Annotated in this window: 13 protein-coding genes and 1 riboswitch; of the genes, 8 read left to right on the forward strand and 5 right to left on the reverse strand. The window is 38.5% G+C overall.

The window, feature by feature from the left end; all coding sequences use genetic code 11:
• Positions 1–38: 38 nt before the first annotated feature.
• Positions 39–794, reverse strand: a complete 756-nt coding sequence (locus NSQ14_RS08300; RefSeq protein ID WP_251245653.1) for an acyl-[acyl-carrier-protein] thioesterase — start codon at positions 792–794, stop codon at positions 39–41.
• A gap of 192 nt (positions 795–986) precedes the next feature.
• Here NSQ14_RS08300 and NSQ14_RS08305 point away from each other — a divergent pair, with 192 nt between their 5' ends.
• Entirely contained in the window at positions 987–1,313 is a 327-nt protein-coding gene (locus NSQ14_RS08305) for an ArsR/SmtB family transcription factor (RefSeq protein ID WP_244809669.1), read from the forward strand.
• 160 nt (positions 1,314–1,473) lie between these two features.
• Positions 1,474–2,418 carry a cation diffusion facilitator family transporter gene (locus tag NSQ14_RS08310; RefSeq protein ID WP_251245655.1) on the forward strand — a complete coding sequence of 315 codons (945 nt, stop codon included), beginning with the start codon at positions 1,474–1,476 and terminating at the stop codon, positions 2,416–2,418.
• Positions 2,419–2,514: 96 nt separating this feature from the next.
• Here NSQ14_RS08310 and NSQ14_RS08315 read toward each other — a convergent pair whose 3' ends face one another.
• A complete protein-coding gene (locus NSQ14_RS08315; RefSeq protein ID WP_255602025.1) occupies positions 2,515–2,643 on the reverse strand; it encodes a hypothetical protein in 129 nt (42 codons plus the stop codon).
• Between the two features lie 58 nt (positions 2,644–2,701).
• Positions 2,702–3,322 (reverse strand): FMN-dependent NADH-azoreductase, encoded by a 621-nt coding sequence (locus NSQ14_RS08320; protein ID WP_346217073.1) that lies wholly within the window; start codon positions 3,320–3,322, stop codon positions 2,702–2,704.
• 303 nt (positions 3,323–3,625) lie between these two features.
• A riboswitch (SAM riboswitch) is annotated at positions 3,626–3,738 on the forward strand.
• A gap of 61 nt (positions 3,739–3,799) precedes the next feature.
• On the opposite strand from NSQ14_RS08320, the gene NSQ14_RS08325 reads away from it, so the two are divergent.
• The 3 genes from NSQ14_RS08325 (at position 3,800) to NSQ14_RS08335 (ending at position 10,246) form a co-directional block, all read left to right on the forward strand.
• Positions 3,800–5,659, forward strand: a complete 1,860-nt coding sequence (locus NSQ14_RS08325) for a bifunctional homocysteine S-methyltransferase/methylenetetrahydrofolate reductase (protein ID WP_346217074.1) — start codon at positions 3,800–3,802, stop codon at positions 5,657–5,659.
• Positions 5,652–9,077 carry a methionine synthase gene (metH, locus tag NSQ14_RS08330; protein ID WP_346217075.1) on the forward strand — a complete coding sequence of 1,142 codons (3,426 nt, stop codon included), beginning with the start codon at positions 5,652–5,654 and terminating at the stop codon, positions 9,075–9,077. Before NSQ14_RS08325 ends, metH begins: the two co-directional genes overlap by 8 nt.
• Positions 9,078–9,313: 236 nt before the next feature.
• The gene (locus NSQ14_RS08335; RefSeq protein ID WP_346208454.1) at positions 9,314–10,246 is read left to right on the forward strand and encodes an aldo/keto reductase; all 933 of its coding nucleotides are present in this window, start codon (positions 9,314–9,316) and stop codon (positions 10,244–10,246) included.
• Between the two features lie 313 nt (positions 10,247–10,559).
• Here NSQ14_RS08335 and ilvD read toward each other — a convergent pair whose 3' ends face one another.
• Positions 10,560–12,230: a dihydroxy-acid dehydratase gene (gene ilvD, locus NSQ14_RS08340; protein ID WP_346208526.1), complete on the reverse strand. Its 1,671-nt coding sequence runs from the start codon at positions 12,228–12,230 to the stop codon at positions 10,560–10,562.
• An 893-nt stretch (positions 12,231–13,123) separates the two neighbouring features.
• On the opposite strand from ilvD, the gene NSQ14_RS08345 reads away from it, so the two are divergent.
• From NSQ14_RS08345 to NSQ14_RS08355, 3 genes are all read left to right on the forward strand, one after another.
• Complete coding sequence (locus NSQ14_RS08345) at positions 13,124–13,921, forward strand: HAD family hydrolase (RefSeq protein ID WP_251240942.1); 798 nt, start codon at positions 13,124–13,126, stop codon at positions 13,919–13,921.
• A 91-nt stretch (positions 13,922–14,012) separates the two neighbouring features.
• Positions 14,013–14,192 (forward strand): hypothetical protein, encoded by a 180-nt coding sequence (locus tag NSQ14_RS08350; RefSeq protein WP_034769922.1) that lies wholly within the window; start codon positions 14,013–14,015, stop codon positions 14,190–14,192.
• Positions 14,173–14,334, forward strand: coding sequence for a hypothetical protein (locus tag NSQ14_RS08355; RefSeq protein WP_161792839.1), 162 nt, complete (start codon positions 14,173–14,175; stop codon positions 14,332–14,334). Before NSQ14_RS08350 ends, NSQ14_RS08355 begins: the two co-directional genes overlap by 20 nt.
• Here the strand turns inward: NSQ14_RS08355 and NSQ14_RS08360 are convergent.
• Positions 14,331–14,948, reverse strand: a complete 618-nt coding sequence (locus tag NSQ14_RS08360) for a YhcN/YlaJ family sporulation lipoprotein (protein WP_346208455.1) — start codon at positions 14,946–14,948, stop codon at positions 14,331–14,333. The two genes, NSQ14_RS08355 and NSQ14_RS08360, sit on opposite strands and share 4 nt — an antisense overlap.
• Positions 14,949–15,003: the final 55 nt, after the last annotated feature.

Here is a 15,003-nt window from a genome sequence, read left to right on the forward strand (position 1 = left end):
TAATAAAATAAAGAGCCTCATTTCAAAAGATGAACGAATTATCTTTCGCTTATTTCTACTGTCGCTTTAAAAACAGTACTTCCGGAATCTCCCTTTTGACCTTCGATATAAATTTTGTTTTCACGAGATTCTGATACATCACGAAACAATGTGATGGTATCGCCCGGTAAGGCTTCATTAATAAAATTTACTTCAATCGCCTTTACTTCAAATTGCCGGTGATTTTCGATTGGAAAACAATCCATTGCATAGTCAACATATCTGGAATTGTTTAAATGTCCGTTAAAATCTACATCACTATACCCGATTACTTTTTGATATACTTTTTCAAGATGTCCATTGCCATTCAATTTCCCCAGTTTTTTCTCAAGAGCTCTTTCTTTAATGACACTTGGATAATGAATGCCAATTGCATCATTGCGTTTCAGTCTCCGTTGGTGGATATCCATTAATACCCAGACCGAAACCGCCCGGATGATGATTTCTCCATTGGCGTCACGGACAAGATAATCTCTTTTAAATTCGATTCGTTTAGGTTCTAGCGGCCAAGTTTCAATCGTTATTTTCTCGTCCCATTCCGGCATTCGTGTAATTTCAACACGAATTCGAATTAAAACCCAACTTACCCCAAATTGGCTTTCCAGTTGTTCAATTCCATAACCTAATTCGACTGAGGCCAGACTTGCGACATCTTGAAAATAGCTAAAAAGGGTGCTTAATTTCACTTTTTTTGTAAAATCAACATCGCGTAAATCAACATGAATTTTTGACTGGAAACGAATATTTTGTTCCATAATGAATCCTCTTTTCTATATGTCCATTATTGGAGTTTTGTAATGAAGCATAAGTTTATCGTAACAAATGAATAAAAAATTTGCTATCCCTGACCAAATTTACTTACTGAAAAAGTTTATCTGGATTTAACTGGATTAATATATGAATATATGTTAATATATAAATATAAGAATATGGAAGGTGATCATTTTATGGGGGAAGATGAAAGACTCGAGAAACCGAATGAGAAAGATTTAGACGAGGAAACATTATTTGTCGTTTCACAGACCTTTAAAGCATTGAGCGATCCGACACGAATCCGGATTCTAAATTTGCTTTTCGAAAAGGAATACGCGGTAAATGAAATTGCTAAAACCTTAGGATTACGACAATCGACCGTATCCCATCAATTACGTTTTTTAAAAAATTTACGGCTTGTGAAGTACCGTCGAGAGAAAACGACTTTATATTATTCCTATGACGATAACCATGTCATGGATTTATTAAAACAAGCCATTGAACATGCACGCCATGAATAAAATGTCTTATGTCCACATAGATTCGTCGGTGACCATTTTTTCTAATTAAGATAGGATAATAAGGACGGAGGAAAAATTTTTTTCACTGGAACATTCCTATATGAACATGGATAAATATATTGGAAGTAAAAAAATATGCTTCATACGTAGGGGGATTAAAATGTCAAACCATCATGGCCATAGCCATTCCCATACAGGAAATAAAAAAGCCTTATTGATAAGTTTTTTGATCATAACAGGATATATGATTGTTGAAGCAATTGGCGGGTTATTAACGAACAGCTTAGCACTTCTTTCCGATGCCGGTCATATGTTAAGTGATTCAATTTCATTGGGGATTGGATTATTAGCATTTACTTTTGGGGAAAAAGTTGCAAATTATAGTAAAACATACGGATATAAACGATTGGAAATATTGGCGGCCTTTTTTAATGGTCTAACGCTTATTGTGATTGCTGCGTTTATCATTTATGAGGCAATTGGCAGATTTTCCAACCCGCCGGAAATTGCGTCAACAGGTATGTTTGTAATCGGGATTATTGGTTTATTTGTCAATATTCTTGTTGCTTGGATTATGATGCGCCAAGGTGATACGCATGAAAATTTAAATTTGCATGCAGCCTTTTTGCATGTAATAAGCGATATGTTAGGTTCGATAGGAGCAATTGTTGCGGCCATTCTCATTATGCTATTTGGTTGGGGTTGGGCCGATCCGGTTGCCAGTCTTATTGTTGCCGTCTTAGTTTTGAACAGTGGTTGGCGGGTTACCATGGATTCTCTTCATATCTTAATGGAGGGGACACCGCAAAATATTGATATTGATGACATTGTAAACACAATGATAAACATACCCGGAGTAATCAGTGTTCATGATTTGCATGTATGGAGCATTACGAGCGGAAGCAATGCCCTATCCTGCCATGCTGTTGTTGACGGGGATTTATCGATCACTGATTGTCAAAAGATTTTACGGAACATTGAACATGAATTGGCTCATAAAGGGATTCAACATGTCACCGTTCAAATGGAGAACAGTGAAAATCCCCATGAAAATTCAGTTATGTGTAGGACCCAATATGAAGTTCACCTTCACCATCAACATTAAAAAAGCAATTGGAAAACAATAAAACGCCATCGTAGGCGTTTTATTTGTGGCATCAGTGGGATAAAAAACCCCACCGATGGAAGTTTCACTTTACTGTTATTTCTTCTTAGTTGTTTTTAACAATTTTTCCTCTTTACTGTTACCGCCGTAATCGGGCAATTGTCCGGCATGGGTTTCGTGATATTTTGATCCGGAGTCATTATGATTGTGATCGTCCTTTACCAAAAGACTCACCTCCATCTATCTTTGTTGTTCATCCTAAATAAAGAATAAACAGTCATTCCTAAAAAGCTTTTGCCAATTGTTGGGCTTTTTCGACTGCTTTTTCTACAATTTCATCGGCTTTTTCCGGGTTATGGTCCATCCCTTCAACAAATAGTTGATGAAAGTCGGTCACACCTAAAAAGGTAAAAATGGTTTTCACATATTGGCTGGCCGGGTCTGAACCATTATATACTCCTCCGTTTGCTTGAATATGTAGGACTTTTTTTCCTTTCACAATACCGACCGATCCGGTTTCCGTATACTTAAATGTTTTCCCGGCCACGGTAATACAGTCAATCCAAGCTTTTAATCGTGTCGGTATACTTAAGTTCCACAACGGGTTCGCAATAATAATTTTATCTTGTTGCAGAAATTCTTCCGTATATGAATTGAACATATTTACCTTCTGCTGTTGGGAATCAGATAACGAATCAAAAGGTTTTCCTTGATTCAAATCATTCCATGCATTAAGCAGGTCTCGGTCAATCTCAGGGACGTTTACATGATATAAATTTATATCTTTAATCTTATGATCCGGGTGCATCTCTTTATAAGCGTTAAGGAAGGCATCGGTTACTTTCATAGACCGAGATACTTCTTGATTTAGCGGGTGTGCCCTGACAATTAAAACATTTACCATTATTTTTTCTCCTCTCGAAACCATTCTATCTTTTTCACTTGATATTAGTAGTATAAGCACAATGTTCATTTTTATCAAAAGTTTTTGCAACGAAATAATGGGTGAAAATTAGGAATATTATTGAGAAAAATTTGGTTTGAACTATTTGCCCGGTTTCTAACCGACTTTGACTGAACAAGATTGGAATAGACGAATGGCCAAAAAAAGACAAAAATATTTTATGAAGTTTTCATTTTTTTATTGATTATTTTATCAAAATTCGTTAAAGTAAGAGTAATTTATATTAAAAAAATAAATGGATGATTCTTATCAAGAGAAGTGGAGGGACTGGCCCGATGAAGCTTCAGCAACCGGATACCCATGGGTACCACGGTGCTAAATCCAACGTGCTTTCTTTTCAGCACGAAAGATAAGAAGAAGATTAGATAAAAAAAGTCTTCTTCTTTGGAAGGCTTTTTTCTATTGGGGGGGAACACAATGGGATTAATACAAGATCTTGAAAAGCAAATTTTGATAGCGGACGGCGCTATGGGAACACTGTTGTATTCATATGGGATTGATCGTTGTTTTGAAGAACTAAATGTATCAAATCCGCAAGAAATTGAACGGATTCATCGGGAGTATATTGAAGCGGGAGCCAAGATCATTCAAACCAATACATATGGAGCAAATCGGATCAAACTTGCCCGATACGGATTGGAAAACGAAGTACAAGAAATTAACGCAAAAGCAGTTGAAATCGCAAAAAAAGCGGTAAAGACAAGCGGTAAGCCGGTTTATGTTCTCGGTACAATCGGTGGGATCCGGACTTTCCAAAAAGCAATTTTTTCAACAAATGATATTTTACAATGCTTCGAGGAACAATTGGACATATTACTGGAAGAACAAGTTGACGGAATCTTATTAGAAACCTATTATGATTTAGATGAAATAAAAGCGGTTCTCGAAGTAGCAAGAAAGAAAACAGATTTACCGATAATGGCAAATGTTTCTTTACATGAAAAGGGTGTATTGCAAAACGGGACTCCTTTGGCGGAAGGTTTCAACCAACTTATTGATCTTGGCGCAAATATCGTTGGACTGAATTGTCGGCTTGGACCATACCATATGATTCAATCATTTGAGGAGATCCCTATACCAAATGGTGCATTTTTATCTGCTTATCCAAATGGAAGTTTGCCAAGAATGGAAGATGGACGATTAGTATATGAGTCGGATGAACAATACTTTTATGAAGCAACGATTCAATTCGTAAAAGAAGGGGTCCGTTTATTGGGAGGATGTTGCGGCACAAGACCCGAACATATTAGAGCAATGGCTGAGGCGGTGAAAAATCTTTCTCCGGTCACTGAGAAAAAAGTTATTAAAGAAAAACCAATCATTCAATTAACACAAATTCAACAAGTTCATGAACCGTCTCTGGTTGATATCGTAAAAAGTAGAAGATCCGTTATTGTTGAATTTGATCCGCCTAAAACATTGCCGATGAGTCAATTTTTATCAGGGGTTAGCGCGTTAAAAAACGCAAAGATTGACGCAATTACACTTGCGGATAATTCTTTGGCATCACCGCGGATTAGTAATGTTGCTTGTGCTCAAATTGTGAAGAATCGTTATCATCTCCGCCCGATTGTTCATTTAACTTGCCGGGACCGGAATTTAATCGGTATTCAATCACATATAATGGGATTACATGCGTTAGGTATCCATGACATTTTAGCATTAACCGGTGATCCGACAAAAATTGGTGATTTTCCCGGAGCTTCATCGGTTTTTGATTTGACTTCATTTGACTTAATTCGGTTAATTAAGCAATTTAATGAAGGTTTATCCTATTCCGGAACATCTTTAGGAGAAAAAACAAATTTCACAGTAGCGGCTGCTTTTAACCCTCATGTAAAAATTATTGAAAAATCAGTTGCTAGATTAGAAAAGAAAATTCACTCCGGTGCCGATTATTTTATTACACAACCGGTTTATTCCGAAGAGTTGATTATTAATATCTATGACGCAACGAAACATTTAGATGTTCCGATTTATATCGGGATTATGCCGTTAACGAGCACTCGCAATGCGGAATTCATTCATAATGAAGTACCCGGAATTAAACTGCCTGATTCCGTTCGTGAACAAATGAAAAAGGTAGGAAATGATAAAGAACAAGGGAAGCGGGAAGGGATTGCGATTGCGAAACATTTGATTGATGTCGCCTTTGATCTCTTTCACGGCATTTATCTGATTACCCCGTTTTTAAATTATCAAATGTCTGTTGAACTCATCAATTACATTCATGAAAAAGAACAGATGAAAGTAGAAAGGGAGATTACCAGTGTATAAGTTGAACAGACAGTTGGAAAAAAAGATTCTCATCCTGGATGGAGCAATGGGAACAATGATTCAGCAAAAAGAACTTTCCATAGAGGACTTCGGGGGAGAGGAATACGATGGCTGTAATGAGTACTTGAATATAACGGCTCCGCTCGTGATAAAAAGTATTCATGAAGCTTATTTAGAAGCGGGTGCGGATATAATCGAAACAAATACATTCGGCGGAACCCCGCTTGTTCTTGATGAGTACGGGCTTGGTCATTTAAGTTTTGAAATTAATAAAATAGGTGCGGAATTGGCTGTACAGGCGGCAAAAAAATATTCTACAGAACAATGGCCCCGCTTTGTAGCGGGTTCAATGGGTCCGACAACAAAAACGTTATCCGTGACCGGTGGTGCCACCTTTTATCAATTAGTGGAAAATTACCAAGTTCAAGCAGAAGGTTTATTGGCCGGTGGTGTTGACTTTTTACTGCTGGAAACGAGTCAAGATATGTTAAATGTGAAAGCAGCCTTCTTGGGCATACAGGAAGCGGCAAAAAAAATGGGCATTCAAGTTCCGCTTATGCTGTCCGGAACGATCGAACCAATGGGGACAACATTAGCCGGGCAGGATATTGAAGCTTTTTATATATCAAGTGAACATATCAAACCATTTGCTGTGGGACTCAACTGTGCAACCGGACCCGAATTTATGACGGATCATATCCGGACTTTAGCTGATATGGCCGAAATTGCCGTGAGCTGTTATCCGAATGCCGGACTTCCGGATGAAGAAGGACATTACCATGAAACGCCGCTGTCACTCGCGCAAAAAATAAAAGATTTTGCTGAAAAAGGATGGTTAAATATTGCCGGCGGTTGTTGCGGAACGACACCGGACCACATTCGTGAATTGGCTAAAGTACTTTCAAACATTCAACCGAGACCGTTAGGCGAAAAACGGCATGAACATCGTGTTTCCGGTATCGAACCGTTAAGATATGATGAAACGATGCGACCGCTATTTGTTGGTGAGCGGACGAATGTGATCGGATCAAGGAAATTTAAACGTTTGATTTCAGAGGGGAAATATGAAGAAGCGGCTGAAATCGCCCGCAATCAAGTGAAAAACGGAGCCCATGTCATTGATGTTTGTCTTGCTGATCCGGATCGGGATGAGCTTCATGATATGGAAAAGTTTATCAAAGAAGTTGTCAAGAAAGTTAAGGTTCCTTTAGTTATTGATTCAACCGATTGGCAGGTTACAAAACGGGCACTGGAATATATCCAAGGGAAGTCGATTATTAACTCGATAAATTTAGAAGATGGCATGAAACGATTTCATGAAATAATTCCGCTCATGAAACAATTTGGTGCGGCCGTTGTTGTTGTTGGTACCATTGATGAGAGTGGAATGGCTTTAACGAGGGAGCAAAAATTAGCTGTCGCAAAACGTTCATATGATATTTTGGTAAATGAATACGGCATTTCACCTACTGATATTATTTTCGACCCGCTCGTTTTTCCGGTTGGTACCGGTGATGAACAATATATCGGTTCTGCCAAAGAAACAGTAGAAGGAATCCGGTTGATAAAAGAAACATTCCCCGATTGTTTAACCATACTTGGTATCAGTAATGTTTCATTTGGACTCCCGGCGGCCGGTAGAGAAGTACTGAATGCAGTTTTTTTATATCACTGTACACAAGCAGGGTTAGATTATGCAATTGTGAATACAGAAAAATTAGAACGGTATGCCTCGATTCCCGAAGAAGAACGGATTTTGGCAGAAAAATTATTATTTGAAACAAATGATATAACCCTTGCTGAATTTACCAATTTTTATCGTGATAAAAAGAAAGAAGAAAAACAACCGGATGTTCATTTATCTTTGGAAGAACGGCTGGCGCAATATGTTGTGGAAGGGACAAAACAAGGATTAATCGATGATTTAAAATTAGCGTTAGAAAAATATAAAAATCCACTGGATATCATCAATGGACCTTTGATGCAAGGAATGGATACTGTTGGCAAGTTATTCAACGATAATCAGCTGATTGTTGCGGAAGTCCTCCAAAGTGCGGAAGTAATGAAAGCTTCTGTTGCTTTTCTTGAACCTTACATGGAAAAGCAGGAGACAAACGGGAAGGGGAAAGTGTTGCTGGCAACGGTCAAAGGGGATGTTCATGATATTGGAAAAAACTTAGTTGACATTATCTTATCGAATAACGGATTCCGAGTGATCGATTTAGGAATAAAAGTAGCACCGCAAACATTAATCGAAGCAGTAAAAAAAGAAAAACCGGATATCATTGGATTGTCCGGGTTGCTGGTAAAATCGGCACAACAAATGGTGTTAACTGCCCAAGATTTGCAAGGCCAAGACATCTCTGTTCCCATTCTTGTCGGTGGTGCCGCTTTAACACGAAAATTCACTGAAAATAAAATTGCACCGGAATATCATGGACCGGTTCTCTATGCAAAAGATGCAATGGATGGATTAGCCTTGGCCAATCGTTTAATGGAGGAGCCGGAAACGTTCTCTTCTGACAATGCGGAAAAGAAAGAGGCGAACTCATTTTCCAAAGTTGCTGAAACAGAGGAAAAGAAACAAGTAAACAAGTCTGATGTATCGAAACCGATTGTTTTTCAACCGGTTGATTGTCACGAACATATATTGACAAATATAGAACTGGATCAAATTATTCCTTATGTGAATATGCAAATGTTGATTGGACATCATTTTGGACTAAAAGGAAATATTAACAAAATGCTGGCTGAAAATCACGCAAAGGCAGTGGAAATAAAAGCAGTGATCGATGAATTGTTCGAATTAGGAAAAATGGAAAATTGGTTCCGACCGTCTGCAATTTACCGATTTTTTCCTGCTTATCGTGAAGGAAATTCTATCCATATTCTGGATGCAGAAACGAAAAAAACAATCATCGAAACTTTCAACTTTCCACGACAAGAAAAGCCGCCATATTTATGTATTGCTGATTATGTGAGTGAACAGACGGAGGATATTCCTCATGACTATATAGCCTTGTTTGCTGTAACAGCCGGGGAAAATATTCGCAAGTTGTCTATTCAGTTTAAGGAAAAGTGTGAATTTTTTAAAAGTCATGCAATTCAGGCCATGGCGTTGGAACTGGCGGAAGGGTTAGCAGAACGAACTCACCAATTAATTCGCGATCGTTGGGGATTTCCGGATCCGCTCGATTTTTCAATGAAAGATCGTTTTCAGGCAAAATATCAAGGTCAACGGTTTTCATTCGGTTATCCGGCATGTCCAGATTTAGAAGACCAAGCGAAATTATTTAAATTACTGCAACCTGAAAAAATTGGCATCCAGTTGACGGAAGGGTTTATGATGGAGCCGGAAGCCTCTGTTACTGCATTTGTCGTCGCTCACCCGGAAGCAAGATATTTTAATGTCCTGTAAGACAAATAATAAATGTTAAGTTGAAGATGGAGAAAAAGGATTGTGTCAATTGCTTTGAAGAAACTGTAATACAAATAAATAAATCTTAAGTAGGGGATGTTGAAAGGTTTGCACTTGACCTTTTGGACATCCCCTTGTTGATATTTGGAGAAACAGTGAATTGTTCATGAACTTGTAATTATTTTTAGACTTAAATATGGTAAGCTAAATGTAGAAATGATATAGAGGTGAAAATGATGAAAAGAATTCAACTTGGTAAAAGTGATTTACAAGCTCCTCATATTGCCTTAGGCTGTATGGGAATGTGGAAACTATCCGTAAAAGAAGCAGAAAAAGTTATTCATCATGCACTGGAACTTGGTATTGATTTTTTTGACCACGCGGATATTTATGGCGGGGGAAAATCAGAAGAAATTTTTGCGGAAGCGATTGCTTCAAATCCTTCCATTCGTGAAAACATGATTTTGGAAACAAAAGCCGGAATCAGACAGGAAAACGGGACGAACATCTGCTTTGATTTTTCGAAAAAACATATTATAGAATCTGTTGAAGGCAGTTTAAAACGATTGAAGACGGATTACATCGATATCTTTTTACTTCATCGCCCGGATGCTTTAATGGAGCCGGAGGAAGTGGCAGAAGCATTCACTGTATTGAAAGAAAGCGGGAAAGTAAGATATTTTGGTGTCAGTAATCAAAACCCCATGCAAATCGAACTTCTAAAAAAGTATGTTAAGCAAGATTTAATTATTAATCAGTTGCAATTGAGTGTCATGCACACGGGTATGATTGATGCCGGATTAAACGTAAATATGACAAATGCTGTTGGAATCAATCGGGATGATTCAGTACTTGATTATTGCCGTCTAAATAATATAACTGTTCAAGCATGGTCACCATTCAGATACGGTCAATTTGAAGGGTTTTTTATCGATAATGAAAAATTCCCGGAATTAAATGCCAAACTTCAAGAAGTAGGAGACAAATACGGCGTAGATAAATCAGCTATTGCCGTCAGCTGGATTTTACGGCATCCTGCAAAAATTCAAACGATTGTTGGCACAATGCGACCGGAACGTTTGACCTCAATTGCTAAAGCTTCTGATATCGTATTGACACGGGAAGAATGGTACGATATTTATCTTTCGGCAGGTCATCAATTGCCGTAATTAGAAATAAAAAAATCATTACAAAGAACGGGAGGTAAAACAATATTTTTTGTTTCTGCCTCCTTTCGTGTTGATATATTGTTGCTAACGCCGAAATAAAATGCTGGAGCACATTTGTCCTTTAAAAAATAGGGTTCTTTCCTCGAAAAATATGTTACCAATCCAATTGGACTCGACCATAAAAAATCGAACGTTTTACTGGAACATTTTACTGCCCGATCCGCGTAGCAGGAAAGTTGAAAAATGCCGGCAGGGAAGAGAATAAGCATTAAAAAAGCTATCCGTTTATCGTACGGATAGCTAAAACGATATTTTAAATTTTCATTACGCCTCCTGTACTTGCAGAAGTAACAAGTTTTGAGTAGCGAGCCAAATAGCCCTTTTTCACTTTTAGTTCAAAACCTTTCCATTCCGCTTTCCGTTTTTCAAATTCTTCATTAGAAATTTCAAGGGTAATTTTTCGGTTATTTAAATCCAGTTCAATCATATCTCCGTCTTTTACAAAAGCAATTGGACCACCTTCAGCGGCTTCAGGAGAAATATGACCGATGGAGATTCCGCGTGATGCACCGGAAAAACGTCCGTCGGTGATTAGACCGACCTTTGCCCCAAGTCCGCGACCAACAATCTGGGAGGTAGGTGCCAACATTTCCGGCATTCCCGGTCCGCCTTTTGGTCCTTCATAACGGATAACAACGACATGACCTTCTTTTACTTTTCCGGAAATAATACCGGACAATGCTTCCTCTTGGGAGTCAAAGCAAATCGCCGGTCCGCGATGATAACCCCCGACTGAAGGATCCACCGCCCCCACTTTTACAATGGCACCATCCGGGGCAAGGTTCCCAAACAATACGGCAAGTCCGCCTGTTTCAGAATGTGGGTTATCCAATGGGTGAATCACATCTTTATTAATAATTTCACAACCCGACACATTTTCACGAATCGTTTTTCCGGAAACTGATAAGCAATCACCATTAAATGCGCCCGGCTTTTTCAAAAGTTCATTAATAATGGCACTGACACCACCGGCCCGATGGACATCTTCAATATGATAATCGGAGGCCGGAGCAATTTTAGCTAAATGAGGAACCCGGTTTGCTATTTCATTTATTCGATTTAACGGATAATCAATTTCTGCCTCATGTGCTAGGGCAAGGGTATGCAAAACGGTATTTGTCGAGCCACCCATCGCCATATCCAAACTGAAAGCATTATCGATAGATTCAATAGTTACGATATCTCTTGGTTTAAGATCTTTTTTGATTAGTTCCATTAATTGTTTGGCAGAACGTTTGGCAAATTCTTTCCGCTCTTCTGTATCGGCCAAAATCGTACCATTTCCCGGTAAGGCGAGACCTAAAGCCTCTGCAAGACAGTTCATCGAGTTTGCCGTGAACATCCCGGAACAGGAACCGCAAGACGGACAGGCAAATTGTTCAATTTCTTGCAATCGGTCTACACTGATTTTGCCTGATTGATAAGCACCAACGCCCTCGAATACGGATGTTAGAGAAAGCGGGTTTCCTTGTCTGTCCCGACCGGCTTTCATTGGACCACCGCTGACGAAAATGGTTGGGATATTAACCCGTAGTGCTCCCATCAACATTCCCGGTGTAATTTTGTCACAGTTCGGGATACAAATCATTCCGTCAAACCAGTGTGCAGATACAACAGTTTCAACAGAATCGGCAATGATTTCCCGGCTAGGAAGGGAGTATCTCATCCCGATATGCCCCATGGCGATTCCGTCATCCACACCAATTGTATTCATCTCAAACGGAACGCCACCCGCTTCACGGATTGCTTCTTTCACGACTTTTCCAAACTCCTGTAAATGGACATGTCCAGGAACAATATCAATATAGGAATTGACAACCGCAATAAACGGTTTGCCAAAATCTTCCGGTTTTACGCCGGCAGCACGAAGAAGACTTCTGTGCGGTGCCCGATCGACTCCTTTTTTAATCATGTCACTACGCATTTCTACCAACTTGATTACCTCGCTTTCAAGAAGATTACTAATCAATCAAATTTTGAACTTTTTCCTATTTTAACACTGTTGTCGGAATATGTGTAGTTTAAATTTTTGTGTACGTTAAGAAATTATAAATTTCGGCAAGGATGGGAATTCGCTTGATTTAAATGCAATTGTACGGGGAAAGCAACCAAGACAGGGGAGGTTTTTGAAGGTTATTTCAGAACGCTCTGTCCGATAGAGCGCTGTTCGGTCACTCCTATGGGACATTTTGGCTTCAATTTCCAATTAATTTGTCCCATAGGGCTATTCTATGAGACATTTCTGTTCGCTTTTCCGAAGTTTTTGTCCCATAGAAAGCGGTTTGGTCACCTCTATGGGACATTTTGGCCTCAATTTCCGATTGATTTGTCCCATAGGGCTGATTTATGAGACATTTCTGCTTGCTTTTCCGACGTTATTGTCTCATAGAAAGCGGTTTGGTCACTCCAATGGGACATTTTGACTTCAATTTCTGATTAATTTGTCCCATAGAGCTATTCTATGAGACATTTCTGTTTGTTTTTCCGGCGTTTTTGTCTCATAGAAGCCAGTTCGGCTACCTCTATGGGACATTTTAGCTTCAATTCCCGATTAATTTGTCCCATAGGGCTGATCTATGAGACATTTCTGTTCGCTTTTCTGATGTTTTTGTCCCATAGAAATCGTTTTGGCCACTCCTATGGGACCATAAAGCAATTCCACTACACATTTCTGTACTTACTTTATTACTTCAGAAGGTTTTGTCCTACGTAAAGAACTTTATATCTTCTTCTAACGTATTAAAAAGTAGTTAACTTTTCACCCATTTTATATTAAACTATTAAAAAATGGAAAAATTACAAAAAAGTAGGGATATGATGATTAAAGCAATTTTCTTTGATTTAGATGACACGCTTTTATGGGATCAAAAAAGTGTGCAAAAAGCATTCTTGGCCACATGCAAAATAGCTCAGGAACGTTACGGGATTGACCCGAGTAAACTGGAGGATGAAGTTCGGCAAGCTGCCAGAACATTGTATCTATCTTATGAAACATATCCGTTCACCCAAATGATCGGCATTAATCCTTTTGAAGGGTTATGGGGTGAATTTTGCGATAAAAATGACCAATTCAAAGCGTTACATGATATCGTCCCAACGTATCGAAAAGATGCATGGACACAAGGGTTAAAAGCACTTGGTATTGATGACCCTGATTTCGGCTCTGAATTAGGAGAGACTTTTCCTAAAGAGCGAAGAAAAGTCCCGATTGTTTATGAAGATACGTTTCCTGTACTGGAACAATTAAAGAAGGATTATCGTTTACTTTTATTGACAAACGGTTCACCGGATTTGCAAACGACAAAATTATCCTTGACTCCTGAACTACCCCCGTATTTTGAACATATTGTCATCTCCGGTAATTACGGGAAAGGAAAACCGGATCCGGGAATTTTTCAATATGCTTTATCTTTAATGTCCTTAGAGGCAGACGAGGTTCTAATGGTCGGGGATAATTTAAATACCGATATTTTAGGGGCAAATCGTACAAAGATTAAATCTGTTTGGGTGAATCGCCATCAAAAAAGAAGAACGGACATCACACCGACGTTTGAAATACAAAATTTAACCGAGCTATTCTCCATCCTAGAGAAAGTAAATGTGAAAAACAGCTAAATCATATACATTTGTAGCACGTTTTGCCACGTATCATTTCTGTATCGTTGAGGAAAATAAAGAAAGAAATAAACATGAGGAGATGAATCAAATGGCAAAACGGAAAGCAGAGAGAAATGCTGTTGAAAAATACACAAAAACGCCACATAAAAATAACCGAGAAACTGATTTTACAGCCGAGTTTGCCGGTGAGGAAAACCCGATGAAAGGGGCAAACAGAAATTCACAAAAGGGAAGAGCGGGAAAGCATAATGAAAGACCAATCGAATAAAACGAACAAGGATCTCAAGGGCCGGGTTGAATTTGGCATTGAATTTGGAAATGTGAATGCAGGAAAGGAATTGGAAACACTCATAATGAATAAAAAAGAACAGAAGCATAAAAAGAAAGATTCCTCTAAAAAAGAACGTTAATCATTTGTTTGCACTGAAATGAAGTCAAAGAGTGGCACAGGTCCACTCTTTGAAAAACCAGTTTTAAAAGTTATTTCGTAAAAATAGTCATTCAGCATCTGGTTAAAATCCTCCGTAACATTTTGGTCGCCACGCTTCAGTCTTCTGGAGAATTCACTCATTTGCTGAATAAAATGTGGATTTTCAGAAATATATACATGGTCAATTTGTGGATGATTCTTTTTTACTTGATCGGTTATTTGATTTTTCATCTTGGACGTCAGTTTTTGCCTTTGTTGCAGAACCACCGCCACATAAGCATTATTGTTGCTAATAATGACATTTGTATCGATGACTTCCTTCATGACTAAAAGGTTGTTTTTTGTGTCCGTATCGGTAAAAATCGTTGGTTGACGAGCTTCATTTTTTTGTTCGTTTGTACCTGGATTTTTACTGTTTATGAAATTTTGCCCTTTCGATTGAGAAACATTAGATGTCCTCCATGGATGATCAGAAGTGTCTGTTACGGTCAAATTGCGATGATCATTAGATTGATTTTTATCATAATACGTACACCCGGACAATAGAAGAAAAACCGAGAGAATTGAGCAAGAGATAACGATTATTTGTTTCAAAATGGACCCCCCAAAGGATTGCAAATTGTTGTATTCCTATTTTTTGCACTAAGAA

Source organism: Caldifermentibacillus hisashii, from assembly GCF_039654145.1.
GTDB classification, from domain to species: domain Bacteria; phylum Bacillota; class Bacilli; order Bacillales; family Caldibacillaceae; genus Caldifermentibacillus; species Caldifermentibacillus hisashii.

What these genes read in the sequence shown, in the direction of transcription:
- NSQ14_RS08300 (WP_251245653.1), bottom strand. Translation starts at nt 794, where the DNA reads ATGGAACAAAATATTCGTTTCCAGTCAAAAATTCATGTTGATTTACGC.
- NSQ14_RS08305 (WP_244809669.1), top strand. Translation starts at nt 987, where the DNA reads ATGGGGGAAGATGAAAGACTCGAGAAACCGAATGAGAAAGATTTAGAC.
- NSQ14_RS08310 (WP_251245655.1), top strand. Translation starts at nt 1,474, where the DNA reads ATGTCAAACCATCATGGCCATAGCCATTCCCATACAGGAAATAAAAAA.
- NSQ14_RS08320 (WP_346217073.1), bottom strand. Translation starts at nt 3,322, where the DNA reads ATGGTAAATGTTTTAATTGTCAGGGCACACCCGCTAAATCAAGAAGTA.
- NSQ14_RS08325 (WP_346217074.1), top strand. Translation starts at nt 3,800, where the DNA reads ATGGGATTAATACAAGATCTTGAAAAGCAAATTTTGATAGCGGACGGC.
- NSQ14_RS08335 (WP_346208454.1), top strand. Translation starts at nt 9,314, where the DNA reads ATGAAAAGAATTCAACTTGGTAAAAGTGATTTACAAGCTCCTCATATT.
- ilvD (WP_346208526.1), bottom strand. Translation starts at nt 12,230, where the DNA reads ATGCGTAGTGACATGATTAAAAAAGGAGTCGATCGGGCACCGCACAGA.
- NSQ14_RS08345 (WP_251240942.1), top strand. Translation starts at nt 13,124, where the DNA reads ATGATTAAAGCAATTTTCTTTGATTTAGATGACACGCTTTTATGGGAT.
- NSQ14_RS08350 (WP_034769922.1), top strand. Translation starts at nt 14,013, where the DNA reads ATGGCAAAACGGAAAGCAGAGAGAAATGCTGTTGAAAAATACACAAAA.
- NSQ14_RS08355 (WP_161792839.1), top strand. Translation starts at nt 14,173, where the DNA reads ATGAAAGACCAATCGAATAAAACGAACAAGGATCTCAAGGGCCGGGTT.